General features: G+C 68.1%; 17 protein-coding genes and 1 riboswitch. Of the genes, 10 read left to right on the top strand and 7 right to left on the bottom strand.

The features are described 5' to 3' along the window. Positions 1-17: 17 nt before the first annotated feature. Both ACYVF7_RS24055 and ACYVF7_RS24060 read right to left on the bottom strand, forming a co-directional pair. The gene (locus tag ACYVF7_RS24055; RefSeq protein WP_460344749.1) at positions 18-296 is read right to left on the bottom strand and encodes a phosphopantetheine-binding protein; all 279 of its coding nucleotides are present in this window, start codon (positions 294-296) and stop codon (positions 18-20) included. Between the two features lie 27 nt (positions 297-323). After that, the gene (locus ACYVF7_RS24060; RefSeq protein WP_460344752.1) at positions 324-1,292 is read right to left on the bottom strand and encodes a sulfotransferase; all 969 of its coding nucleotides are present in this window, start codon (positions 1,290-1,292) and stop codon (positions 324-326) included. A gap of 529 nt (positions 1,293-1,821) precedes the next feature. Between ACYVF7_RS24060 and ACYVF7_RS24065 the strand changes: the two genes are divergently transcribed. Continuing rightward, a complete protein-coding gene (locus tag ACYVF7_RS24065; protein WP_460344754.1) occupies positions 1,822-2,172 on the top strand; it encodes a hypothetical protein in 351 nt (116 codons plus the stop codon). Between the two features lie 69 nt (positions 2,173-2,241). Further along, entirely contained in the window at positions 2,242-4,992 is a 2,751-nt protein-coding gene (locus tag ACYVF7_RS24070) for an AfsR/SARP family transcriptional regulator (RefSeq protein WP_460344757.1), read from the top strand. 47 nt (positions 4,993-5,039) lie between these two features. Here the strand turns inward: ACYVF7_RS24070 and ACYVF7_RS24075 are convergent, their stop codons facing one another. Continuing rightward, on the bottom strand, positions 5,040-9,107 hold the full coding sequence (locus ACYVF7_RS24075) for a Pls/PosA family non-ribosomal peptide synthetase (RefSeq protein WP_460344760.1): 4,068 nt from the start codon (positions 9,105-9,107) through the stop codon (positions 5,040-5,042). Positions 9,108-9,351: 244 nt separating this feature from the next. Then, positions 9,352-10,224: a BPL-N domain-containing protein gene (locus ACYVF7_RS24080; protein ID WP_460344763.1), complete on the bottom strand. Its 873-nt coding sequence runs from the start codon at positions 10,222-10,224 to the stop codon at positions 9,352-9,354. A gap of 613 nt (positions 10,225-10,837) precedes the next feature. Then, positions 10,838-10,980: riboswitch (cyclic di-AMP (ydaO/yuaA leader) on the top strand. Here ACYVF7_RS24080 and ACYVF7_RS24085 point away from each other — a divergent pair. From ACYVF7_RS24085 to ACYVF7_RS24110, 6 genes are all read left to right on the top strand, one after another. Beyond that, a complete protein-coding gene (locus tag ACYVF7_RS24085; protein ID WP_460344765.1) occupies positions 10,980-12,017 on the top strand; it encodes a CHAP domain-containing protein in 1,038 nt (345 codons plus the stop codon). (Overlaps the previous riboswitch by 1 nt.) Before the next feature lie 38 nt (positions 12,018-12,055). Further along, the gene (locus ACYVF7_RS24090) at positions 12,056-13,210 is read left to right on the top strand and encodes a hypothetical protein (protein WP_460344767.1); all 1,155 of its coding nucleotides are present in this window, start codon (positions 12,056-12,058) and stop codon (positions 13,208-13,210) included. Positions 13,211-13,323: 113 nt separating this feature from the next. After that, positions 13,324-13,698, top strand: a complete 375-nt coding sequence (locus tag ACYVF7_RS24095; RefSeq protein ID WP_460344770.1) for a BlaI/MecI/CopY family transcriptional regulator — start codon at positions 13,324-13,326, stop codon at positions 13,696-13,698. Further along, the gene (locus tag ACYVF7_RS24100; protein ID WP_460344773.1) at positions 13,695-14,642 is read left to right on the top strand and encodes a M56 family metallopeptidase; all 948 of its coding nucleotides are present in this window, start codon (positions 13,695-13,697) and stop codon (positions 14,640-14,642) included. Before ACYVF7_RS24095 ends, ACYVF7_RS24100 begins: the two co-directional genes overlap by 4 nt. 224 nt (positions 14,643-14,866) lie before the next feature. Beyond that, positions 14,867-15,319, top strand: coding sequence for a hypothetical protein (locus tag ACYVF7_RS24105; protein ID WP_460344776.1), 453 nt, complete (start codon positions 14,867-14,869; stop codon positions 15,317-15,319). A 95-nt stretch (positions 15,320-15,414) separates the two neighbouring features. Further along, a complete protein-coding gene (locus ACYVF7_RS24110) occupies positions 15,415-16,893 on the top strand; it encodes a Mur ligase family protein (RefSeq protein ID WP_460344779.1) in 1,479 nt (492 codons plus the stop codon). 132 nt (positions 16,894-17,025) lie between these two features. Here ACYVF7_RS24110 and ACYVF7_RS24115 read toward each other — a convergent pair whose 3' ends face one another. From ACYVF7_RS24115 to ACYVF7_RS24125, 3 genes are all read right to left on the bottom strand, one after another. Continuing rightward, complete coding sequence (locus ACYVF7_RS24115) at positions 17,026-18,504, bottom strand: multicopper oxidase domain-containing protein (RefSeq protein WP_460344782.1); 1,479 nt, start codon at positions 18,502-18,504, stop codon at positions 17,026-17,028. An 84-nt stretch (positions 18,505-18,588) separates the two neighbouring features. Continuing rightward, the gene (locus tag ACYVF7_RS24120; protein ID WP_460344785.1) at positions 18,589-19,266 is read right to left on the bottom strand and encodes a hypothetical protein; all 678 of its coding nucleotides are present in this window, start codon (positions 19,264-19,266) and stop codon (positions 18,589-18,591) included. 354 nt (positions 19,267-19,620) lie between these two features. Next, positions 19,621-20,817, bottom strand: coding sequence for a helix-turn-helix domain-containing protein (locus ACYVF7_RS24125; protein ID WP_460344788.1), 1,197 nt, complete (start codon positions 20,815-20,817; stop codon positions 19,621-19,623). 496 nt (positions 20,818-21,313) lie between these two features. On the opposite strand from ACYVF7_RS24125, the gene ACYVF7_RS24130 reads away from it, so the two are divergent. After that, the gene (locus ACYVF7_RS24130; RefSeq protein WP_460344790.1) at positions 21,314-22,186 is read left to right on the top strand and encodes a peptidoglycan-binding domain-containing protein; all 873 of its coding nucleotides are present in this window, start codon (positions 21,314-21,316) and stop codon (positions 22,184-22,186) included. A gap of 55 nt (positions 22,187-22,241) precedes the next feature. Further along, a complete protein-coding gene (locus ACYVF7_RS24135) occupies positions 22,242-23,048 on the top strand; it encodes a CHAP domain-containing protein (protein WP_460344793.1) in 807 nt (268 codons plus the stop codon). Positions 23,049-23,054 lie beyond the last annotated feature (6 nt).

The following is a 23,054-nucleotide window of genomic DNA, read 5'->3' on the forward strand; positions in this document are numbered from 1 at the left end:
GTCCTTCTTCCGGACGGTCAATCGCGGGAGGCGGTGCCGAACTCCGCGGCCACCGCAGCGATACCGCGTACGTCACGGAAGGTCGTAGAGTCGATGTTCGCGGCCGGCATCGCGATACCCAGATCGCGGCGAATGAAATTCAGCAGTATTGCCGTATTCAGCGAGTCGAGAATTCCCAGCTCCAGCAACGGGCTCGTCTGGTCGAAGGTCCCTTTAAGTTCATCAGACAGAAAGCGCTGTTGAATAAAAGCCGAGATTTGGTCGGCGATCTCAGAGCTCGTTTTCCGGTCCTTCATGCGACCCCTCACCAACGGACACGGGCCTTACGACAGTCCGAGTGCTCGCATTCCCGGCTCACATGAGCGTACGAGCTCCGCACGTTCACTCTCGGGTAGGCCACGCGAGCCACCGGCGCGGGCGCCGTCCACCTGGCCGGATACCGTACGCGCCCAATTTTCGGGGTGTGGCAACTCCGCAAACCGCGCGAATTTCAGCAGCTCACTCTCGGGTTCCGCCAGGAGATCCTCATAGGACATACGCAGGAGTCTGTGGCTGGGGAGCGACGCCAGGTAGGGCATGGAGTTCAGGATCCGCTCGGACCAGAGCCGCCCAAAGTCGGCCAGTGGAATGCGTTCCTCGCCAAGGGCGGCCGCGTCAAAGGTTTTCGGAAGAAAACGACGCAGGTCATCGGGCAACGCGCGGAAGTGTCGTTCGGACGGCTCGTGGTACGGGTCTTCGCCGAGGTGCTCGCGCATACGGTCCGTTATCACCGCGAGCCGGAACGCCGGGTGCCGGCTCATGGACAACGCACAGTCCGGACCGGTGCGGTGTAGATGCACGAATCGGGCCTTTGGAAAGCAGCGGAGTAGTTGGGGCAGGATCTCCAGCCCGCTGCCGGAACGTTCCACGACCGTGCGGCGGCCGAGCCGGTCGCACAGCCATGCGAACAGATGGAGGTAGTGCTCCGCCGCCGATGCGCGCTCCCACCTCGGCACCTCCGATTCCAAGCGGTCGTACAGCAGGTCAGGGGCGTCGGTGAGGCGGGGGAGCGCCTCCATGCTGATGGCCGGGACATCGCCCCCGGGCAGACGCCCATGGAGGTTCGGTCGGGACTCCGGAGTCGAGACGCCGTTCTTCCGCAGAAGACTGGCGACGGGGTGAGGTCTCGACAGGATCTTCCAAAAAGCCGAGCCATCAAGCGCCCCTTCGGGAAACGCCGACGGACCCAATGAGACGAAGAATTCACTCAGACCGAGAACATCCGGATGTTCTGACAGCAGCCGGGTCATCATCGTGGACCCACATCTTCCGGTTCCCACAATGAGCGTCAATGGCAGAGACATTGGGCTCCATCCGACGATATCGAAAATCGAAGTAGGATTTCGTAGCGTGGTTGACGGAAGTCTCAGTGATAAATGTGCGACTATGCACCATCATTGGCCGGGTTCATTCGACCTTGGTGATCTTGCAGTTAGTTTCACGGCTGGAAGTGGTGGATGTCAAGCAGTTGAATCGACTTGGGTCTCGCGATAAGATAGGTCACCTCCTTCACTCCGTGGTCCGGATGCTGAGACGCTCTGAGGCCCGCGTTCGACGTAATTCGGAGGCTCTGGAGCACCCCACTACTCGCTCGTACTCCACATTCGGAGCGATCCAGCGCGATTGCCCGCCGACCGCCCGTGGCACGGCCGGGAGGCTGAATGCCCAGTCGGCCTGCTGGTTTCAAGGCCGTGTCAGGGCCGTTTCAACGCCGTCGGCCAGATTCGGCGGTGTCGGCGGATCGGCCGCCGGAGCATCTTTCGAGCAGGATCGGGAGTGGTCATGTTCAGCAAACACAAGGTCGTCTCAGCGTTCGCGACGAGTGTCGCGGCGGCCGCGTTGTCGCTGGGGTTCGCTCAGCCGGGGCATGCGGCGAACACCTTCAAGATCCATCCGTTGCCCCAGTTCGGAGCTTGCATCCAGCCGGATCCCGGCGACCCGGCATCCGCCGCGTACGCCTGGACCCGCCTCGGCTGCCCCTATGACACGGCGATGGCCCTCCTCGACATCCCCCTGTCTAGGCAAAAAATCTTTGACGTATCACCAGATTCTGCTGGTAGTCGGCGAACCGCAGGCGGGCTGAAAGACCAGGGGAGTGGCCGCTGTCTGGCTAAGCATTGCCATGCGGGTTAATGTCGCGATCACACCGCGATCACACGCGTCTGGGGGCGCTGGAGCGGCCGGGGTATCTGCGGGGGCACCATGGAGTGGAAGCTGCTGGGACCGCTGTACGTCCATGATGGTGAGATCGTCCGGACCTTGCCGAGTCCCAAACAGCGGATCGTCCTGGCGACGTTATTGCTGCGTGCCGGGCATTCGGTGGGTGTGGACGACTTGGTGGAGGCAGTGTGGGACAGCGGTCCGCCGGCGGGTGCGCTCGTCGCGTTGCGCAACCACGTGATGCGGATGCGGCAGGCCCTCGGCGCCGTCGCCGGAGCCCGCATCGTCACGCGCGGCTCGGGCTATCTGATCGATGTCGCCGGTGATGACCTCGACGTGCACGCCTTCGGGTCCCTGCGCCGGGCCGGGCACGCCGCGCTCATGAGGGGTGACTTCCGTGCCGCCGCCCGGCAACTGGCCGATGCCTTGGCGCTGTGGCGCGGGGAGGAGTTGCCGGATGTCTTTTCCGCGCGGGTGAACCAGGGGGAGGGGCAGCGGCTCGTCGAGCAACGACTGGACGCGGTGGAATGGCGCATCCAGGCCGAGCTCAACCTGGGCCGCGCCTCCCAGGCGATCACTGAGCTCCAGCGGCTGGTGACCGCCCACCCGTTTCGTGAGACGTTCCACGCGCAGCTCATGAGCGCACTGCACGGTGCCGGCCGGCAGGCTGAAGCACTGGCCGCCTATCGCGACGTCCAGCGGCTGCTCCGCGATGAACTCGGAATTCAGCCCGGGGCTCGGCTTCAGCAAGCCCACCAGGCCATCCTCGTCGGCGAGCAGCCGGACCCCGTGGCGGTCCATGGGCTCAAAGGCTCTCCCACTGACCGGGGCGCCGCGGCCACGCCACTCATCCCGCGGCAACTCCCGCCGGACCTCACGGATTTCACCGGCCGTACGCGGGAAATGGCAGATCTGCTGAAGCACCTGCGGGCCGGGATCGGCAGCGGCACGCCGGCGGCCGTGGTGTCCGGCCCGCCGGGGGTCGGCAAGAGCGCCCTGGCCGTCCACGCCGCCCATCAACTCGCCGACTGCTTTCCCGACGGCATCCTGTTCGCCAATCTGCAGGGTTGGAGCAGAAATCCGGCGGCTCCCGGGGAGATACTGAGCGGATTCCTGCGCGCACTGGGTGTCTCCGGCCAGGCCATTCCGGCCGCGGTCACCGATCGGGTCGCGATGTACCGGTCGATGCTGACCGGGTGCCGCGTCTTGGTGATGCTCGACGACGCGCGCGACGCCGCGCAGGCCGCTCCGCTGCTCGCCGCCGGACCGGGATCCGCCACGCTGATCACCACCCGGGGAACGCTGGGCGATCTCCCCGGAGCCCATCGGATCGCACTGAGCGCGTTCGCCGAAGGCGAGGCGCTTCAACTGCTCGGCAGGATGGCCGGGCAGTCCCGGATCCAGGACCGGCCCGCCGCGGCCGCCGCGCTGATCGAATCCTGCGCGCGCCTGCCGCTGGCGGTACGGATAGCCGGGGTCAGGCTGGCCACCCGGCCCAACTGGACCATCGAGGACCTGGCCTCACGACTCGGCCGGCGCGACTCCCGCCTCGACGAACTGGTCGTCGGCGCGTTGAGCGTACGAGCGAGTTTTTCGCTCAGCTACGGGGCGTTGCCGGAGGCCGCCGCCGAGGTCTACCGGTTCGCGGCCCTGCTGGAGACGCCCTACCTCGAGGCGAGCATGGTCGCGGCCATGCTCGGCCTCCCTCCCGCGACCACGGAACGGCTTCTGGAAAGCCTGGTGGACGTCAACCTGCTCACCTCCGTGCGACCTGGCAGGTACGAGTTCCACGACCTCCTGCGCGACTGCGCGCGGGAACGGCTGGACGCGGAACCAGCCCACGTACGGCTGGCCGCTCTGGAACGCCTGGCTCGCGCGCTCACGGACAAGCTCGTCGGCATGGCCCCGCCCAACCCGTCCTGGCCCCAGGCGCAGGACTGGATCGAGAACAACCTGCCGTTCCTGGTCGCCTACCTGAACCAGGTGGCGAGCAACCCGGCATTGCCGGCGGCGCTGGCCGGATCACTCGCCGACGCTCTGTACGTTCCGCTCATGGTCGGCGGCTTCTGGGGCGAGATGCGCCTTTGCGGGCAGGCCCTGCGCCCGGCCGCGATCCGCGACGACGACCAGGTCACCCGATGGCTCGCGGACTGGCTGTTCGGGATGACCGCCATTTATCAGAGCGATCTGACCGCCGCACGGAGCTCCCTGGAAAAGGCCCTGCGCCATTCCGCCACGCACGGGACGGGGCACGAAGAGGGGCGATCGATGATGGCCCTCGGTGTCGCCTACGGGAGGTCGGGCCGCCACCACGAGGCCATCGACCTCCTGAGAACAGCCGTCACGCGCTTCGCCGCGCTGGAGGATGGTTTCTGGGTGGCATCCGCGCGCATCTACCTCGGTGAACAACACCTCGCGACCGGCTCCGTCGACGACGCGATCACCGAGCTCACGAATGCCCAGACGACCGGCCAGTACCTCCAGGACCCGATCACCGAGCTCTGGTCGCTCTATCTCCTTGCCGCCGCCCGCAGCCGGAAAGGCGACCATCACGCGGCGATCCAGGACGCCCGCCGAAGCCTCGAACTCGCCCACCAGCAGAAGGCCTGGTACTCGCGAGCACGAGCCCTTCACCAACTGGGCCTCTGCCTGATCGAGTCGGGAGACCCCGCAGCGGGAAAAGAATGCCTGACCGCTGCGTCCACCGCGTATCGGCAGATGGGCGACGCCGGCAACGCCTGCGCAAGCGCCGACCTCGTTACGGGCGGCTCCGCGGAGCCCGCAGCGCGGTGAGCTCATCGGCGTTCTCGGGTGCTGCGGGATCAGCGCCGTCGTTGGGACTATCTCGAGCCGCTCGTCCACGGGGACGGTGAGACGGCGGCGGACGGTGTCGCGGGCCGGCCGGGTATGCCGGACCAGGCCGTGCCGCCGGGAAGTCGCTCCCCCTTCATGACCAGCGACAGCGCATCCACGATCACGTCTTCGCCGACCACGCCGTCGTACAACACGACCGACCGGGCACCGACGCTCGCTCCGGTCTCCAGCAGCACGTAGGACATTTTCATGACCCGGTCCTCGAACAGGTGGGTCTGCAGCGAGGTCGCGTGACCGACGGCGACATCGTCGCCGATGTGCACCAAGTCGAACTCGGTCAGGTAGGTGGTCGCGATCCAGGCCCGCCGGCCGACGCGGACGCCGAACATCCGCAGCGCCCAGCCGAGCATCGGGGTGCCGGCCAGGGCGCCCAGGAGCGCCGGTACCGCAGCCGTCTCGTACAGCGCCGTGACGAACTCGGTGCGGCGGACGAACCGGTTCCACAACGGCTCGACTCGTGGCCGGTAGCGCCCGACGATGAGCCATTTCAGCGCCACGACGGCGAGCACGGTGCCGAGTCCGCCGAGCAGCGTCACCGCGGGGGCCAGCAGCAGCACCCCTGCCATGCCGAGCGTCCGCGCGAGGGAGGCGTCGCCGAGGAGGATGAGGTAGGCGGCCGTGCCCAGCAGCGTCCCGGGGACGACGATGCGGCAGAGCTCGATGGCCAGCCGTTCGAACACGCGCAGCCGGGACGGCCGGAAGGTCAATTCCTCGCCGAAGTTCCCGCTGTCCTGCCGGCGCGGCAGCCGGATCGCCGGGGAGCCGAGCCAGGAGGTGCCGTCCGGCACTCCGCCGCGCGGCGCCATCGTCTGCACGCCGACCAGCGACCCGTCGCCGACGGTCGTACCGGACCGCAGGAGCGCGGCGTTGCCGACGAACGAGCGGCGGCCGACGACCGTACGCCCGAGTGCCACGTGCCCGTTGTGGTAGGTGGCACCGCCCACACCGGCCATGTCCGCGATGAAGCTCTCGTCCTCCAGGGTCAGGAGGTCCGGGTCGAGGTGCGAGGCGGTCGATACCTCCGAACGGCGGCCGATGCGTGCTCCGAGCGCGCGCAGCCACGGCGGCGTGTACAGGGTGGCGTACAGCGCGTTGGTGGTGGCGAGACTGATCTGGAACAGCCGGTCGCTCATCCACTTGCGGAACCCGAGCGACGAGGCGATCGGATGGATTCCGGCAGGTGTGGCGCGCAGCACCAGCCGCTTGCCCGTCGCGACGGTCAGGCAGGTGGCGACCACGTACATCGGACCGGAGAGCAGCGAGCCGAGCAGCCCGGCGGTCCGGCCGCCGCTGCCCAGCGCCCACGCGGTGAACGCGAACGCCGGTGCGACGGCGACGAGTGGCAGCAGGTCGAGCAGGACGCACGCCGCCGCGAAGCCCACCCACGCGGCGCCCGTCCAGTCCGGGGCCGTCCGCGTGCTCATCTCCCGCAGCAGCGGGTCCGGCTCGGCGCATCGTGCCGACGGAGAGCCCGTCCAGTACTCGCCGGCCGGGATCGCCTGGCCGCGGGCGGCGAGGGACATCTCGGCGAGCGCGGCGTCGTCGCCGATCCGGGTGCCGGGCTGCAGCACCGCGCCCGCTCCGACGAAGGCGCGGGCGCCCACCGAGACCCGGTCGATGACGACGCGGCCGTGCTCCACGTGAGCGCATTGCAGTTGCGCGCCGTACCCGATGCACGCGTCGTCGCCGATCTCCAACAGGGACGGCACCGGCAGTGCGGCGGTGAGCAGGTGGCAGCGCCGTCCTACGCGCGCCCCCAGCAGCCGCAGGTACGGGGCGAGCAGTGGCGATCCGCTCAGTGTGCCGATCGGCGCCAGCGCGGCGAGTGCCTGCACCGCCCACAGGCGCAGGAAGGTCGTTCCCCACAGCGGGTAGGTGCCGGGACGCAGCCCGGGTGACAGCAGCCGGATGCCGACGACGGGAAGTACGAACCGGCCGGCGACGAGGGTGACGGGGATCGTGAGCACCAGTCCCCACAGAGTGGACATGTTCAGCGCGCCGTGGTTGGCGCCCAAGACGGCGGCGACGGGGAGCCCGAGCACGAGGAGCAGCAGGTAGATCGCGGCGGACTGAGCGAAGCCGGCTCCGGCGACGCGTGCGGTGCGGTGCCTGAGGGGTTCTGGGCGGTGCTCCGTGGCGCCCGGTGCCGTGAGGGCGGTCGCGTCGATGTCGCCGGCCAGCCGGCGGATCGACGGATTCGCGTAGAGGTCGGCGACCGAGACGTGCGCCGAAGCCTCCTCCTTGCGGAGGAGGGAGGCCGCCTGGGCGGCGAGTAGCGAATGACCGCCGAGGTCGAGGAAGAAGTCGGCCTCCACCGAGACGTCCTCGGCCTCCAGCCCGAACACCGCCGCCCACACCCGGGTGAGCAACTGCTCGGTCGGGGTCGCGGGCGGCACGGCCGGCCCGCCGGCGGCGATCAGCCGCCTCCCGCTCGGCGCCGGGAGGCTCTTACGGTCGACCTTCCCACTGGGGAGCATCGGCAGGGAGCCGACGACCTCGAGGAACGTCGGGACCATGTAGGCGGGAAGCCGCTTGCCCAGGCGTTCGTGGATGCGCGGTGCGAGGTCCGCGTCCGCGCCCGCGTCCCCCCGGGTCACGTAGGCCACCAGTTCGCCGGTGCCGCCGGGGTGCGGTGTGACGACGGCGCCGGTGACCGCCGGCTCCTCGAGGACGACGCTCTCGATCTCCTGGAGGTCGACCCGGTGGCCGCGGATCTTCACTTCGCTGTCGGCCCGGCCGAGGTATTCGATCTCGCCGTCGGGCAGCCTGCGCCCCAGGTCGCCGGTGCGGTAGAGCCGCCCTCCTCCGGTGATGCGCGGATCGTCCAGGAAGCGCTCCGCGGTCAGCTCTGGGCGGCCCAGGTAGGCACGCGCCACCCCGACGCCGCCGATGCAGATCTCGCCGACAGCTCCGTCCGGCACCGGCCGTAGGTTCTCGTCAAGGAGCACGATGCGGTACGTGGGAAGCGGCCGGCCGATGGTCACCGGCCGGCCCGGGCGCAGCTCGGCCCAGGTCGCGGTGACGGTGGCCTCTGTCGGTCCGTAGGTGTTGAGCATTCTGCGGTCGGGACGCGCCCACCGTTCGACCAGCTCGGCCGGGCACGCCTCGCCGCCGACGAGCAGCGTCCGTACGAGCGGTAGATCCTGGTCGATCGTCGCCAGGACGGTCGGGACGCAGTAGAGCACGGTGACGCGGTTCTCCGCCAGGAACTCGGCGAGCCCGGATCCGATCCGCCGCGCGTCGGTGGGTCCGGCCACGAGCGTGGCCCCGACCGCCCAGGTCGGCCAGATCTCCTCGATCGAGAAGTCGAAGGCGATGGTCATGCCCTGATAGACCCGGTCGTCCGGTCGCACGCCGTAGACGTCGCGGACGACCTCGATGAAATTGCAGATACTCGACTGGGCGACCTCGACGCCCTTCGGCCGCCCGGTCGAACCGGAGGTGTAGATCACGTAGCACGCCGGGTCGTCCTCAGGCCCGGGGGAGGGCCGGAGAACGGGCGGACCGGCCGCCGTCCCCTCGGTGTCCAGCTCCAGCACCGGACAGGGAAGGCATCTGGTCAAGGGCCCCAGGTCGGAGGACGACAGGACCAGCGTCAGCGCCGAGTCCTCCGCCATGTACGCGACGCGGTCGGGCGGCGATGCGGGGTCGATCGGGACGAACGTCGCGTCGGCCTTGAGCGTGGCGAGCAGGGCGACGTAGAGAATCGTCGAGCGCCGGAGGAGGATGCCGATCCGGTCACCGGTCGCGACGCCCCGGCCGGCCAGGTGGCGGGCCAGCCGGTCGGCGCGTTCGTCCAGTTCCCGGTAGGTCAACCGCTCGCCGTCACACTCCAGCGCCACCGCGTCGGGCGCGGCGTCTCGGCTTGCCTCGAAGAACTCGTGGAGGCGTCTGGCGTTCCGCCGTCGCGGTCCGGTCGAGATCTCGGTGCGGCCGGGCGCGCGGGAATCGCGTGGACGGGGTACGAGGGGTGTTTCCGAGGGGCCGAGCCGGTTTCCGGAAGACCCTTGGTCGGAGCCGGTTCGTTCGATCACAGTGAACCTCACAGGGGGGATGACGAGGTTTCGTCACTGCCGAGGCAGCACGAAGAATCCCATCCGGATTCATGGTCGATCCGGCGGGATGAAAAGCGACACAGGATTATTCCGGGGACTATCCGGACTCGTTGAATGAAGCGGCCCTATCTCTTGGGAGCGGTTTTCCGCTTCATCTCATGGCGATCTGAAAGGCGGCTCCATCACATGTGGCATACCGGGATTTCCGTTGAAGTCGTGGAGGTCAGGTCCGCATCAGCGCGTCGACGAGGTCGTGTCCGGGTGCGGGATCGATGCCATCCGGATTGACCAGGCTGTTCTCCTCATACCAGTCGACCGTGGCTTCGGGATGCGGCCCGACCACGCCGATCCGGCCGCGTCCGTACGGTGCCACCAGCGCCGCGATCCGCCCATTGGTGTATCGCGCCAGCACCATCACGCCGGACGCCCTCTTGCGTATCCAGAAGTAGGGGCCGTCCTGGAAGTAGAGCCGCCGCGGCCGATCCCGCCACCGCACCTCCACGACGGTGTCCTGGTCCGTGCGCACGCTCGCGCCGGGACTTTCGATGAACTGGTCGGCGTCACCGGGCAGCAGGCCGAAGCCCGGGGTGGATCCGGCCAGGTAACCGCCGAGGCAGAAACCGAGGTAGCGGCCTCCGCCCGCCACGTAGGCCCGAATGTCGGCAGCGTGGGGTCGCATGTGCCGGTAGCCGTCTTCCAGGTCTCCGCCGCCCGGCTGGGCGTACAACGCGGCCCGGCGCAGCGTGGCGGCGGAAAGCTTCGCCGACTCGCCCGGACCGACGTATCGGACGTCGAAGTTCCATCCGGTGTCGCGGATCATTGCCGCGACCGCCTCCGGGCATCCCGGTATCGCCGCGGGCCCGCGGTAGACGAGGGCTATCGGGTGCTCTCCCGGACTCGTCGCGTACGTGGGCGAGCCACGTCGCTCCGTTCCGGTGGCGGTCGTGAAGCGGCGGCGACCGTCCTGTCGTCCAGAGTTCGGCGACGATGCGGCCAGTCCGTACCCGGCGGCCAGCACACCGCCGGTGGCGGCCAATCCGCCGTGCAGCGCGCGGCGTCGGGAGAATTCGCTTAACGCCCGGCGTTGATTGCCCATGTGATCCCCGTGTGGTCGCGCGACGTCACCGAGCTCGAGATTCCAGTACGCAGTTGTCGCGCCTGGGCCCGAACCGGCCATTATGCCTTACTGTACGGCTAAAATTTAGCACCAATCGAAGTGTACAGTGGAATAGCGGCACCACCGGTAGGCGACCAAAGAAGCTCGGTCGGCGACGGAATTCGGTAAACGGCAATTAACCATTCGCGATGCCGATGTGCCCTGGGTGTTCAGCCCGGGCGCTCTCCGATGCTCGGCCGTGGCATCGGAGTGATGCGCCGGGAGAGCCCCCGGATGTCGGGTGGTGTACCCCGCCATGCCGATAACGCTTGCACAGTTGTAAGACTGTACAACAAACGGCTCGGCCAGTGCATCTGCCTGCGGAACTGAGCGTGAGACGCATTCTCCCCAGAGCCGCAGGGAGTGATCTCCGATGGCAAATAGGAGACTGAAGGGGACTGATCGGCGTCACCGTGCGTGTTCACTCGGTATATCGCCAGTTAGGTGACGGTGATGCCTATGCCGCCCCTTGGGGCAGACTTGCCGTCATCATGACCTTGCTACTACATTGCGTCGGAGTTGGACTGCGATCTACCTCCCATCCCGGGAGGTACGGTCTGACCCGCCTAATCCTGCGCTGCAGCCAGCGGCACAGGAGCCGGGGACCCATGTTCTCTGGGGTAAATCCGCCCACGCGGTAGGGCTTCCCTTGCCCGAACCCGTCAGCTAACCCGGTCGGCGGCATAGGGGGCGAAATGGATCCAGTAGGGCACAAGCTGCTGCAGATCGCCAAGAGCCAGTTGGGCTACGCGGAGAAGAGCGGCGGTTACACCAAGTTCGGAGACTGGTACGGGAAGCACGTCGACAAAGGCTCCTACTACAAGACCGCCCCGTGGTGTGACATGTTCCTGGCCTGGGCGGCCGACAAGGCCGGTGTCCAGGACTGGGCAGGGCAGTTCGCCTCCACCCCCGAGCACGCGCTGTGGTTCCAGAAGCATCACGCGTGGGGGCACAAGCCTGAGCCAGGAGCGATCGTCTTCTTCTCCTTCTCCGGGAGCAAGAGCATCGGCGGCATCGAGCACGTCGGCATCGTGGAGAGGGTCGACGGCCGCACGCTGCACACGATCGAGGCCAACCACAACGACGCGCTCCTGAGGGTCACCCGCGACATCGGCCAGGTCGTCGGGTTCGGCTACCCGGCGAAGGTGAAGGTCAAGGGCAAGCCGATCCCGGGCACGGAGCAGCAGACCAAGCAAACCGAGCAGACCAAGCAAACCGGGCAGGCCGAGCAGAAGTACGTGCCCCGGCACTCGGCTCCACCACCGTCGGTCACCTCGCTCACCGGCGATTCCGCGCCGGCGGCGAACGTCACCCGCACGTCGCACCCCAGTCCGGAACAGCCGGGCCCGATCGCCGAGCAAGGGGCCGCTCTGACCGGGCTGTTGGCCGTCGTCGTGTTCGGCACGGCCGTGCTGGCCATCGCCAAGTCCAGGGTTCCGGTGCCATCGCCCGGCGTGCAGCTTCGCAAACGGGGGAAGCACCACCGCACTCCCGTCGAGCTTCCGGCCGAGGTCACGACGGCTCACCTCGATGACGCCGACGCGAGCACCGCCGTCATGCCCGCTCTGACCGAGGCCGTGGCATCCCAGGCCGAGGACCGTGAGTTCTGGGGGAAGATCTCTGAGCTGGAAGAGGACGCCGAACTCGCCTTCTGGGACTCGTTGCACTCGGCCATCGCCGACACACGGCAGATGGCGGGCTCATCAAGGCCCGGAACTTCACCCGGCCGTTGAACGCCCCAAGCCGTCTTCGCCATGAGGCTCTGAGCGGAATGCGATCCTCCGCTGGAGACGTACGAACGACGCGGGCACTCGAGGGTCAGCTGTCCGTACAGACCCTCGAGGGCTACCGTCGTGCCGGGCGTCTCGTCCATCGAGAGCTCGAAGACGCAGAACGGTGGAGACGGGAACACCTCAGCCGGCCGACCGGCTCCCTCCTTCCGGCGTCCGCCGCCGCGGGACGGTTGCTCTGCGTCTGGAACGCCTACGTGCTGCAAACGCTCGGGGAGCACCTGCTCGACGCCGTCGATCCGTACGACGACGGAACGGTGCGGTCCGGGGCGGCGGCTCGGATCCTCGCCTTTCTCGGGCAGGTCGAGCGCTGGCTCTTTCACGCCCGCCGGACCGCGATCGACTCGGCCTATCGGATCGATCAGCACGTACGTCTGCCCGCCGAGCCGCCGACCTGGCTCGAGGACGAGCCCAGCGATCGCCGGCTACTCGCGGCGACGGCAACGGCCGCGCGCGCGATCCACGCGCGCGGCCTGGTCACTCTGGCCGATTACGCACAGACATCGGGTCGCCGACCTGAAGATCTCCACCAGTTCCGGCGGATCCTCGACCGCGCCGCGGACGCGATCGAGTACGCCGCGCGAGCGCCTCTCGGTGGCGACGCGGCGACCGTGCCGACCCCACCGGACCTTCACCTGCGCTATGCGGTCCGAACCCTCTTTCTGTTCGGCCAGTTCATCGCCATGCCGGATCTACTCGACGCACGGGACAGTACGAGGGCGGTCTCCCTCGTCGCCCGCCTACCGGCGGAGACGGACCCGTGGTGTCTCACGGACCCCCACCAACGCGACACCCTGCAAGCGTCACCGCGGGCATGCGCCGCCCTCGAGCGAATGTGGGCCACGGACACCTGCCCGCCGGCGACGATCCGCGTTCAGGCCCAGATCGACGCGGCCCTGCGGATGGGGGCGATCGCCTTCGCGGCCGACCGGACCGGCGAACGGCTCGGAAGCTTTCACCGTTGTCCGTGGCCGGCGATCTACGAGGTGCGGCATCCGGTGACGATCGGCGGCATACCGCTGTCGCCGTTACAGCACTTCACCTATGACGTCACCGGTCCCGGCGAAGCGGACATGTTCGCGCGACGCATCGTCGTGTCGGTCTTTGTTCCAGCGGACGAGGCCCACCATTCCTAGCGCATGTCCTACGTGCGATAGGAGACTCGCGTTCCAGTTCCTGCACTGTGGACAGCCGCCGCCGTCCACCTGGCTACTATGTGCGATAGCAGATCAGGAACGTGAGGTAGGCGATGGCACTACGGCAGTTCGGCGAGCTGGAAGCGGCGATCATGGATTGCCTCTGGCGCCATGGCCGCCCGGTTCCCGTGCGGGAGGTCGTCGACGAGCTGCAGAAGGACCGGACCATCGCCTACACCACCGTGCTGACGGTGATGGACAAGCTGCACAAGAAGGGGTGGCTGCGCCGGGAGAAGGCGGGGCGGGGACACCTGTACGAGCCGTTGGTCAGTCGCGAAACCTATACGGCCCGTCTGATGCGCTCGGCGCTGGCGACGAGTAACAACCAGGCCGCGGCGTTCGTTCACTTCCTGTCCGAGCTGTCCAGCGACGAGGCGCAGGCACTGCAGGCGGCGATGCGGATCGTGTCTCCGGAGAAGGACTCGTGACGGCAGCCGTAGCGCTGCTGGCTTACGCCGCGACGCTTCTTGTCGTGGGCCCACGCCTGTTGAAGAGAGTGGACTGGGTCGACCGAGCGCCACGGCTCGGGCTCGCGATGTGGCAGGCCGCGACCTCCTCGGTGCTCATCTCGCTGATCCTGGGCGGGCTGGTTCTCGCCGTGCCAGCGATCCGGGACGCAGGCGGCCTCACCCATGTCCTCGACACCTGCGTCAAGGCCATGCGCGACCACTACTCCGGGGTGTCACAACCCGTCGGCGCGATCGCCGGCCTGCTCGGCTCGGCGGGACTCGTCCTGTGGATCAGCGGTCACGTCGTGGTGGGCCTTGTCCGGGCATGGTGGAACAAACGAGCTCACCTGGGTGCGCTCGCCCTGGTCGCACGTCCGCTCCCGGAAAAGAACGTCGTCGTTGTCGAGCACGCCGTGCCGGTCGTCTACTGCATTCCCGGCCGGCGTTCGCGCATCGTCCTCACGACGGGCGTACTCGATCGGCTCGACAACGCACAACTGTCCGCCGTCCTGGAGCACGAGAAGGCCCACCTGCGCGGGCGGCACGATCTCGCGCGCAACGTCGCCGTCGCGATTGCGAGAGCGTTTCCCCGGGTTCGCCTCTTCAACGACGCCAGGCTGGAGATCACCCGGCTGATCGAGTTGATAGCCGATGACTCGGCCGCGCGTCACCATGACCGGGCGGTCGTGGCCGCCGCGCTGATCTCCGTTGCGGTAGGCCCGGTGCCGACGGCCGCACTGGGAGCCGGTGGGGCCGCCCTGGTGACCCGGGTGCGCAGGCTTCTGCGCCCGGACCGGCCGTTGAGTCGTGCTGCTCGCGGTATCAACTCCATGGGGATCGGTCTGCTGCTCGCCCTGCCGCTGGGGCTGGCTCTCAATCCCGCAGTCGTCGCGATCTTCGAGCGCCACTGCCCGGTCGGCTGAGCGGCCTGCCGTCTGCACGCATCGTCGATCGCGGGGGCCCAGGTCGCCCGCCACTACTACCATTCATAGTAGATAGTCGCTCAACGTGACCTTCAGATCGATGCGGTTCGAGTGCCTGCGCTACGTTTGCGGTCGCTATCTACTATCGTGCATAGTAGATCACGCCGATGACCCGGCGACGCTGCCGAGCCGACGAACGCACGGCCACGTACCAGAAGGTCCCGATGGAGATGTCGACTCGCTTCCTTGGCCAGCGGCCGAGCCGTGGTCGCCGACGTTGGCTGCCGCTGATCGGCCTGCTGATCCTGTCGGCCTTGCTCGCCGTGCATGGTCCGGAGGACGCGCCGTCGACGGCCGCATCACCTCAGTCGATCGTCCTCAGCCTGGTAGTGCGCTCTGCGGATGCCGGGCCGTCGGCCATGCGAGTCACGGCGACCGACGGCTACGAACGGTTGCCCGCGGAGCGCCACCACAGTCCGGCGAAGACGCCCCAGGAGGCCGGGCAGATCTGCCTCGCCCTGCTCGCACTGACGTTTCTGTTGGCCGCCGGCGGGGCGGACGCCACGCGTGAGCGACCGCCCGTCGTCGGTGCGCCGGCTTCGGCCGGCACGCTACGTCGCGAAGACCACCCGCCTCGACCTCCGGGCATTCTCCAACTCTCCGTATTGCGGCTGTGAGGGATCGGACGACTCCGCCTTCCCGGAGTTGTTCCCGCCATCCCTCGTCAAGACCTCAGCCACGGAGTGTTCTCATGCGCTTGTCCGATCTTGCGATGCACCTACCCGACGCGACTCTCAACGCCACCGACGGTGACTACGACGTACTTCGCGTCATTCACGACTCCCGCCACGCGCGGCCTGGTGACCTGTTCGTCGCCGTACGGGGCCTGAACACGGACGGTCACGACTACGTCGCCTCCCTGGCGCGTAAAGGCATCGCGGTCGCCGTCGAACGTACGGTGCCACTCCAAGCCGCCGCGCCGGTGCTGCGGCTGCCGGATACACGTACCGGACTGGCGGAACTCGCCGCCGTGCTGCACGAAAGACCGGCCCGAAAACTCCTGATGGCCGCGGTCACCGGCACGGCGGGCAAGACGACGACCACGCACATGACGGCCCACATCCTCACAGTCGCCGGAATCCCGGCCGGGTACCTCAGTACGGTCGCTCATGCGACCGGATCTCGCAGCAGCGAGAACAGGTCCGGCCAAACGACGATGGCGGCACCGGACAACCAGGAATGGCTGAGCCGGATGGTGGCGCGGCGGATCCGCGCCGCGGTCATCGAGACCAGTTCCCACGCCCTGGAGCAAGGCCGGGTCGCGGCCTGTGACTTCGACGTCGCCGCCTACACCAACATCGGCACAGATCATCTGGACTACCACGGAACCTGGGAGAACTACTTCCTCGCCAAGGCTCGCCTCATGGAGCTCACCGCGCGGGCAGCCGGTAAGGGAGTGCCGAAGACGACGGTCCTCAACCGCGACGACCCGTCCTGGGAAGCGCTCAGCGCCCACTGCCTGACCGATCGGCGTCTCACGTACGGGATCGATCATCCCGCCGACGTCCGCGCCACGAACGTGTCCGCCGGCCGAAGCGACGTCAGGTTCGTTCTGCGAACCTTCGTCGGTTCGGCGCCGGTACGCCTCAGACTCCCGGCACTGTTCAACGTGCGCAACGCGCTGTGCGCCGCCACATCGTGCCTGGCGTTGGGAGTGCCTGTGGAGGCCGTCGCCGACGCGCTGGCGTCCTTCGAAGGGGTCCGCGGGCGTCTCCAGCGGGCCGATCACGGGCAGCCGTTCGACGTCTACATCGACTTCGCGCACTCCTCGCTCCGACTCCAAAGCGTTCTCGGCGAGTTGCGGAACAACACGTCCGGGCGGCTGATCGCCGTCTTCGGCGCCACCGGCCGCGCCGATCACGACCCGGCGGGCATGGGGCGCGCGGCGGCGGACCACGCCGACTTCTTCATCATCACGACGGACGATCCGACCGACAAGGATCCAGGAGATCTGGCCGGGCAGATCGAATCCGGTGCCACGGGGCGGCGTCGCGGCGTCGACTATGAGGTGATCCTCGACCGGCGTGCCGCGATCTGGCGAGCCGTGGAGATGGCACGGCCAGGTGACGTGGTGATTCTGGCGGGCAAGGGCCCTGAACGGACCATGCTGCTCGCCGACGGCCCTGTGCCGTGGGACGAACAGGCCGAGGTCGAGACCGCTCTTCGGGAACTGGGCCGAGCCATCGCCTGAGCTGACAGAACGCCGGGCTCCGGCCACCATCCCGCAGGGAGCCGGAGCCCCGGACCTTGCCCATCAGCCGGCGACGCCCACCTGACCGGCGTACGAGGAGCCAAGGGGATCTACGGCGTCATGGTGGGTCCGTCAATGGCGGTAGCCCAGGACGGTCATCATCCCGGCCTCTTGGTGGTAGGCGTTGTGGCAGTGGCTCATCCACTGGCCTGGGTTGTCGGCGTCGAAGTCGCAGGTGACGGTCTGGTTCGGCAGGACGATGACGGTGTCCTTACGCGGCCCGTTGCCGTTGATCTGGAAGGTGTGGCCGTGGATGTGCATCGGATGCCACATCGTCGTGCGGTTGCGGAACGTGACGCGGACGCGCTGGCCGGTCCGGACAGGAAGTCGGTGCGCCGGATCGTAGGCGTGGCCGTTGATCCCCCAGTCGTAGTGCGTCATCGAGCCCGTGAGATCGAGCCGGTGTTCGGCGTCGGGTGTCTTGGGCGCCAGCCGTACCTGATCGGCCGGTCGTAGATCCGCGTAGCGGAGGATCTTCCCGGTCAACTGCCGGGGCCGGGCGGACGCCGATGGAGGGCTTCCCGAGCCGGTGCGGACCAGCGCCCTCGCGATGGCCCCCTTACCTTCAGCGGCCGCGGTCAGGGGGAACACGCCATCGTCCAGAGTGACGACGACGTCGTAGCGTTCGCCCATGCCGACCAAGAGCGCGTCGGTGTCCGCGGGCACCACGGGGAAGCCGTCGGTATGGGTGACGCGCATGCGGTGCCCGCCGAGGGTGACCCGGAAGGCGGTGTCACTGCCCGCGTTGATGACGCGGATCCGTACCCGGTCGCGGGGCCGGGCGCGGAAGGTGGTGGGTGCTGCGGCGACACGTCCGTTGATCAGGTAGTGCGGGTATTTCACATCGCCCGCGTCGCCGCCGAGCAGGTCGCTGTCGGCGCCCATCAGCATCGGACCCATGTCCATGCCCTTCATCCCGCCGCTCATGCCCTGGCGGAGCATCGTGAGCACCTGGTCGGGGGTGTTCCCGGTGCCGTCGATCCAGTCGTCGAGGACGACCGTCCACTCGTGGTCGTACGCGCCCGGTTCGGAGGGATCTTCGACGATCAGCGGCGCGTACAACCCGCGGTCCAGTTGCACGCCGGTGTGCGGGTGGAACCAGTACGTGCCCGGGTTCCCGGCGACGAACCGGTAGGTGAAGGTCTGCCCGGGTGTCACGGCACCTTGCGTCAGGTTCGGGGCGCCGTCCATGTCGTTGCGTAGCGCGAGCCCGTGCCAGTGGACGGTGGTGTCGGCCGGAAGGTGGTTGACGAGCCGGGCCTCGACGACGTCTCCGGCGCGGACCCGGATCTCCCGGCCGGGCAGCACACCGCCGTACGTCCAGGTCGTGACCGTCGGCCCACCGAGGTCGACGCGGCCGGAGACGCTGTCCAATGTGAAGGCGCGGGTCCGGCCGGTGGTACGGCGCGCGGCCTCGGCCGCCTTGACCCGCGGGTCGGTGGGCCGGATCCAGCGCGGCTTGGTGGGTGAGGAGCCGCAGGCTGCCAGCAGCCCCATTCCGGAAGCGGCCAGGCCGGTACGCAGGAACGTACGGCGATTTACAGAGGGCATGAAAGGCACCTCGTCGTGTGAACTCGGGGTGTGGGCGGGTGAAGCGGAGCAGCCGCGGACATGACGTCCGTGTCATTCCGTCGTCTACTCGGCGTGATCGATCAGGCGGGCTCCGGTTGCGAGCCAGCCGAATCCGTAGAGCGTCTCAATGGAGTGCTGCAAATGGTGCGCCGTCGCTGCTCGATCGCCTCGTCCTGGGCCTTCGGCAAGCATCTTCTCGGCGAAATAGATCGTGGCGGATGACTCGGCCAGCGTGCTCCGGAGGGCTTCGACGTGCTGCGTGCGCAACCTCGCAGCACGGACACCCTCGGTAAGCAGGCTGACGGCGCGTTCGCTGATCTCTTTGCCCGCGGTGACCATGGCGAGCAGGTGGGCCCGCGGATGGGGCTCGATCCGCACCCAGCGCGGGAACGGGGCGGCGAAACATACCGGTCCGCTCCGGCCGCTGAGCTCGGTGGCCGGCCCTCCTGAACGGGACATCCAGGAGTCGACCTCGTCGAAGAGCAGCAAGACCTGCTCCGCCGTCGTCATGGACACGAAACCGGGAGCCTGCGGGTGAGCGGCATGGTCGGCATCGAGCAACTGCTCCCCGAGCATCTGAAGGACGTAGGCGGCCCACAGGGCCACCAGCTCTTCGGCAGCGTTGAGCGAAGGCTCCGCTCCGGCACTGCGACCGTCACACCACAGCCGTTCGGCCTCACGCAGCTCCTGATGGACGATGCGGTTCTTCCGCCGCCGATCCTCCAGCGCGTCCGCGGCCACCTCCCTGCGGCGTGCTGCCGGCGGCCGAACCCATCGGCTTACCTGACCCGCCATCCGCGCTCCCTCACCTTCACTACCCTCCATAGGAGATGTGACGATGCAACGCCGGTCCTTGGATCGCTCGGATCCGTGAACGCGCGCCGAGGTGCCACGAGATATCGAGGTGGTTCGGCATTTCGACGCTGAGCGTTCGCGGGTGACCGCCTACATCGAAACGATTATCTCCTACGAATCGTAGTAGCTTGTGACGGGTACGCCGCCATCTCGGCAGGCTCGAAGACCACGTTCGACCCCGTCGGCCAAGGCGTGATGTCGGCTCAGGTACGCGCCTGCAAGGGTGCCCGTGCGCGTGTTCTACGGGTACTGGCAGGCGGAGCGGGTGGCGGCCTCCAGCGCCGTACCGGACAACGACGTGGACGTCGTGCGCAGCGGCCCGTCCAGCCGGACCCGTTGGGCGTCGATGACGGTCGTGGGTCCATCACCGCCGAGGCAGGCCACGGCGGCGACCGTGATGCTCTGGCCTGGTGCCGCGGCTGCGGGACGCGGTAGCCGGCTCGTTTCGAAGGTGGACGTGGGCGAGGTGGTCAGGCTGCCGATCTGATGCCACTCGGAGCCATCTGATTCGCCGCCGTCGAGCGAGGTGAACCCGACGATCTTCGCGCCTTGCGCGGTGGCCTGGAGCTTCAGCCCGCCTCCGGCCTGGTGCACGGTCAGGCGGATGGTCGTCGGTGGTGCGGTGTTCTCAGGGCAGGACGATGGGGCGAGCCGCGGTGGTGGGTTGCCGTGCACGACCCCCGATGCGATGACCCCGCCGCCGGACAGCATGAACCATCGGACGTCCGGCGTCTGCGAGGTCCTGTCGGTCACGACGTCGCCGAGGCAGTAGCCGGTGAAGGCGAGGGTGCAGCCGGCGGGCACATTGCGGACGACCGGCGCGGAAAGCCTCGCCGCGCTGCGCACTCTGCTGAAGTTGTAGGTCTGCCCGGTGAAACCGCCCGCCGTGGAGCCGGCGCGGGGGCATCCGCGTGGTCCATCGGATTTCCCGTGCTGTGCCCAGAGGGCCACGCCGGTCACCGCGGCGACCACGACGACCGCGGCGGCGGCCGTGATGACCGGTGGCCGCATCCATCGCCGCCACCGGGTGTGGGAGGGCAGTAACGCCGGTGCGTCGGCCGCTGGCTCGGCTCGCGCCGGCTCGGCTCGCGCCGACTTGTCGGGCGCCGCCACGTCGGCGGGATGGGCCGCTTCGGTGTCGGCGTCCGCTGCTGTCCTTGCCGTCACCACCGGCTCGGTCGCGGCGAGGTCGTGCCAACGCAGCCGCCACTCGTCCAGATCACCGCCGCACGCTCCGACGTAGGCCATGGTGACGCCCAAGCTGGGCCGACGCTGACCGCGCGCGGCCTCGGAGAGCGTCGCCGGGCTGTAACCGGCCTTGCGGGCCAGCGCACGGTACGTCGGATTGCCCGCCTTCTCGCGCAGTTGCCGCAAGTCGTAAGCGAAGGCTTGGAGTGGCCCTGCGTCGGGGTCGATGGGGTTCTGGAGACGGGCCATCTCGATTTATCCCTGCCCCTACAAGGATTAATACCTGTTTCTTGCCTCAGACGCATTGGCCACCGCGATTCAACCCGCTCCTGACGCAACACTTCAGGAAAGGCCACTCGGGTGAGGGTGTCGGCCTGCGGAAACCACAAGTATCGATCCCCTTAGGTCGCGGTCAGTATACACAACTCTGATTGATTGACCAGGGCTGTTAGATCCGGCAGCCAATCGATGTGACCCCCAACATGGGCGTTGGACACATCGGCTCCGCCGTCGCCTGAGCCCATGCCGCCGAAAGGCCTCGGACCGGCTCGGAAGCCGCGTGGGCCGGCCACGGCGGACACGCCCGCCGGTCTCGCGTGTACGGAATTGACTGATCCGTCGTCCCGACTATGTCAGTCAATCAATGCGAGACGTAGCAATTGGGACGACAAGTGGTCGACTTGCCCAACGCGGGGGCCGTGGTGGCGATGGGCCGCAGACACGACCCGAAAGGGGCGCCTACGACATGAAGCGAGCAAAGGGCTACCTGGCGGTTCTGATCGCCGGTCCGGCCATGGCACTGGCGACGGCGACGGCCTCGGGGGCGACTCCCGGACCGTCGTCGAACGGCGCCTCGGGAACGACGGCCACCGCGCTGCCGGCCGTCAACATGGAGGCCGTCGTCCTGGCCGCCCAGATCGACCCGCGACGCCCTGATGACACGCTGACCCCGGGGGCGAAGGACTCTGTCATGGCCGTCGAGAAGGCGCTCCAGGCCGAGCACCTGCTGGACGCCAAGTGGGTCGACGGATACTTCGGCACCCAGACCGTCGCGGCGTACGCCGCCTACCAGCGTTCGCTCGGGTACACCGGTCTGGCCGCCAACGGGCTCCCCGGCACGGCGTCGCTGACCGAACTCGGGCAGAACCGGTACACGGTCACCTACGGCATCAGCCCGGGTGCGCGGGTCCAGCGCGACGGTTACGTCGTCAACACACGTACCCAGGCGATGCTCACCGAGGCCGAGCGTCTGCTCGGCTCCCAGCTCAAGCTCCTGCAGGGCTCGTACAACCCGGGCGGCGACCCGAACTCGGCCGGCACCCATGACGGCGGGGGTGTCGTGGACATCTCGGTCGCCGGGATGTCCGCGGCCACCCGCACCGAGGTCGCCCGCGCGCTGCGCCAGGTCGGTTTCGCCGCCTGGATCCGCAACCCGAGCCAGGCCGACTGGCCGTGGCACATCCACGCCGTGGCGATCAACGACACGGACATGTCCAGTCCGGCGCAGCACCAGGTCGGCGACTACTACCTCGGCCTGAACGGCCTGGCGAACCGGGGCCCGGACGACGGACCCCAGGTGCCCAAGACCACCTGGGAGGAGTACCAGCGCGCGCACTGACCGCGGCCCAAGGCACAGCCGACCACACTCATCACTTCACATAAGAGGAAACGCGATGCACCTGTGCAAGGCTCTCACCGTCGCCGGCGCCGCGCTGGCCATCACCGCCCCCTTCCTGGCCGCCGTTTCGCCCGCGTACGCGGCGGCCCGCGACGGGCAATGCGACAGCGGTGAGTTCTGCTACTACTTCAACAGCGACGAGGCCGGTTCGGTCTCCGACTTCACCACCTCCATCGACGACTACGGAGCGACAGAGCCGTCCTGCTACGACTTCAAGGGCGCCGGCGCCGGCAAGGGCGTGTGCGTGAAGAACAACGCCGCGTCGGTGTGGAACCGCACGAGCAAGACGGTGACGGTCTACTTCAACAGCTACTACGGCGGGGCGCACCAGAGCTTCGCGGCCGGCGCGAAGGGCAACCTCGACGCCACGTTGAAGAACAACAACGCCTCGCACGCCATCGGCAGTGCGCCCAGCGGGCAGACGCCGCGCAACGACTACGACGGCAACCCGCGCGGCTTCGCGCAGAATAACTGCACGGCCTTCGCCGCATGGCGGATCGCGAGCCGGCTCGGTGTCCCGAACTTCAGCAACTCCTGGAAGACGACCTGGGGCGATGCGGGCCACTGGGACGACGCCGCCCGCGCGGTCGGCGTGACGGTCAACAAGACGCCGTCGGTCGGCGCGATCGCCGTCAACGACGTCCACAAGGTGGGCCACGTCGCCTACGTGAACAAGGTGTACTCCGACGGCTCGTTCGATGTCGAGGAATACAACTGGAACAACCCGCTCGCGTACGGCACGCGCTCGCATGTGCACGTGAGCAGCGCCCAGGCCGACTTCCAGTGGATGCTCCACTTCTGAGAGGCG

The sequence above is a fragment of the Actinoallomurus acanthiterrae genome (assembly GCF_054775715.1).

What these genes read in the sequence shown, in the direction of transcription:
- ACYVF7_RS24085 (WP_460344765.1), top strand. Translation starts at nt 10,980, where the DNA reads ATGGATCCAGTAGGGCACAAGCTGCTGCAGATCGCCAAGAGCCAGTTG.
- ACYVF7_RS24130 (WP_460344790.1), top strand. Translation starts at nt 21,314, where the DNA reads ATGAAGCGAGCAAAGGGCTACCTGGCGGTTCTGATCGCCGGTCCGGCC.
- ACYVF7_RS24070 (WP_460344757.1), top strand. Translation starts at nt 2,242, where the DNA reads ATGGAGTGGAAGCTGCTGGGACCGCTGTACGTCCATGATGGTGAGATC.
- ACYVF7_RS24065 (WP_460344754.1), top strand. Translation starts at nt 1,822, where the DNA reads ATGTTCAGCAAACACAAGGTCGTCTCAGCGTTCGCGACGAGTGTCGCG.
- ACYVF7_RS24125 (WP_460344788.1), bottom strand. Translation starts at nt 20,817, where the DNA reads ATGGCCCGTCTCCAGAACCCCATCGACCCCGACGCAGGGCCACTCCAA.
- ACYVF7_RS24110 (WP_460344779.1), top strand. Translation starts at nt 15,415, where the DNA reads ATGCACCTACCCGACGCGACTCTCAACGCCACCGACGGTGACTACGAC.
- ACYVF7_RS24105 (WP_460344776.1), top strand. Translation starts at nt 14,867, where the DNA reads ATGGAGATGTCGACTCGCTTCCTTGGCCAGCGGCCGAGCCGTGGTCGC.
- ACYVF7_RS24055 (WP_460344749.1), bottom strand. Translation starts at nt 296, where the DNA reads ATGAAGGACCGGAAAACGAGCTCTGAGATCGCCGACCAAATCTCGGCT.
- ACYVF7_RS24095 (WP_460344770.1), top strand. Translation starts at nt 13,324, where the DNA reads ATGGCACTACGGCAGTTCGGCGAGCTGGAAGCGGCGATCATGGATTGC.
- ACYVF7_RS24135 (WP_460344793.1), top strand. Translation starts at nt 22,242, where the DNA reads ATGCACCTGTGCAAGGCTCTCACCGTCGCCGGCGCCGCGCTGGCCATC.
- ACYVF7_RS24080 (WP_460344763.1), bottom strand. Translation starts at nt 10,224, where the DNA reads ATGGGCAATCAACGCCGGGCGTTAAGCGAATTCTCCCGACGCCGCGCG.
- ACYVF7_RS24090 (WP_460344767.1), top strand. Translation starts at nt 12,056, where the DNA reads ATGCGATCCTCCGCTGGAGACGTACGAACGACGCGGGCACTCGAGGGT.
- ACYVF7_RS24060 (WP_460344752.1), bottom strand. Translation starts at nt 1,292, where the DNA reads ATGATGACCCGGCTGCTGTCAGAACATCCGGATGTTCTCGGTCTGAGT.
- ACYVF7_RS24115 (WP_460344782.1), bottom strand. Translation starts at nt 18,504, where the DNA reads ATGCCCTCTGTAAATCGCCGTACGTTCCTGCGTACCGGCCTGGCCGCT.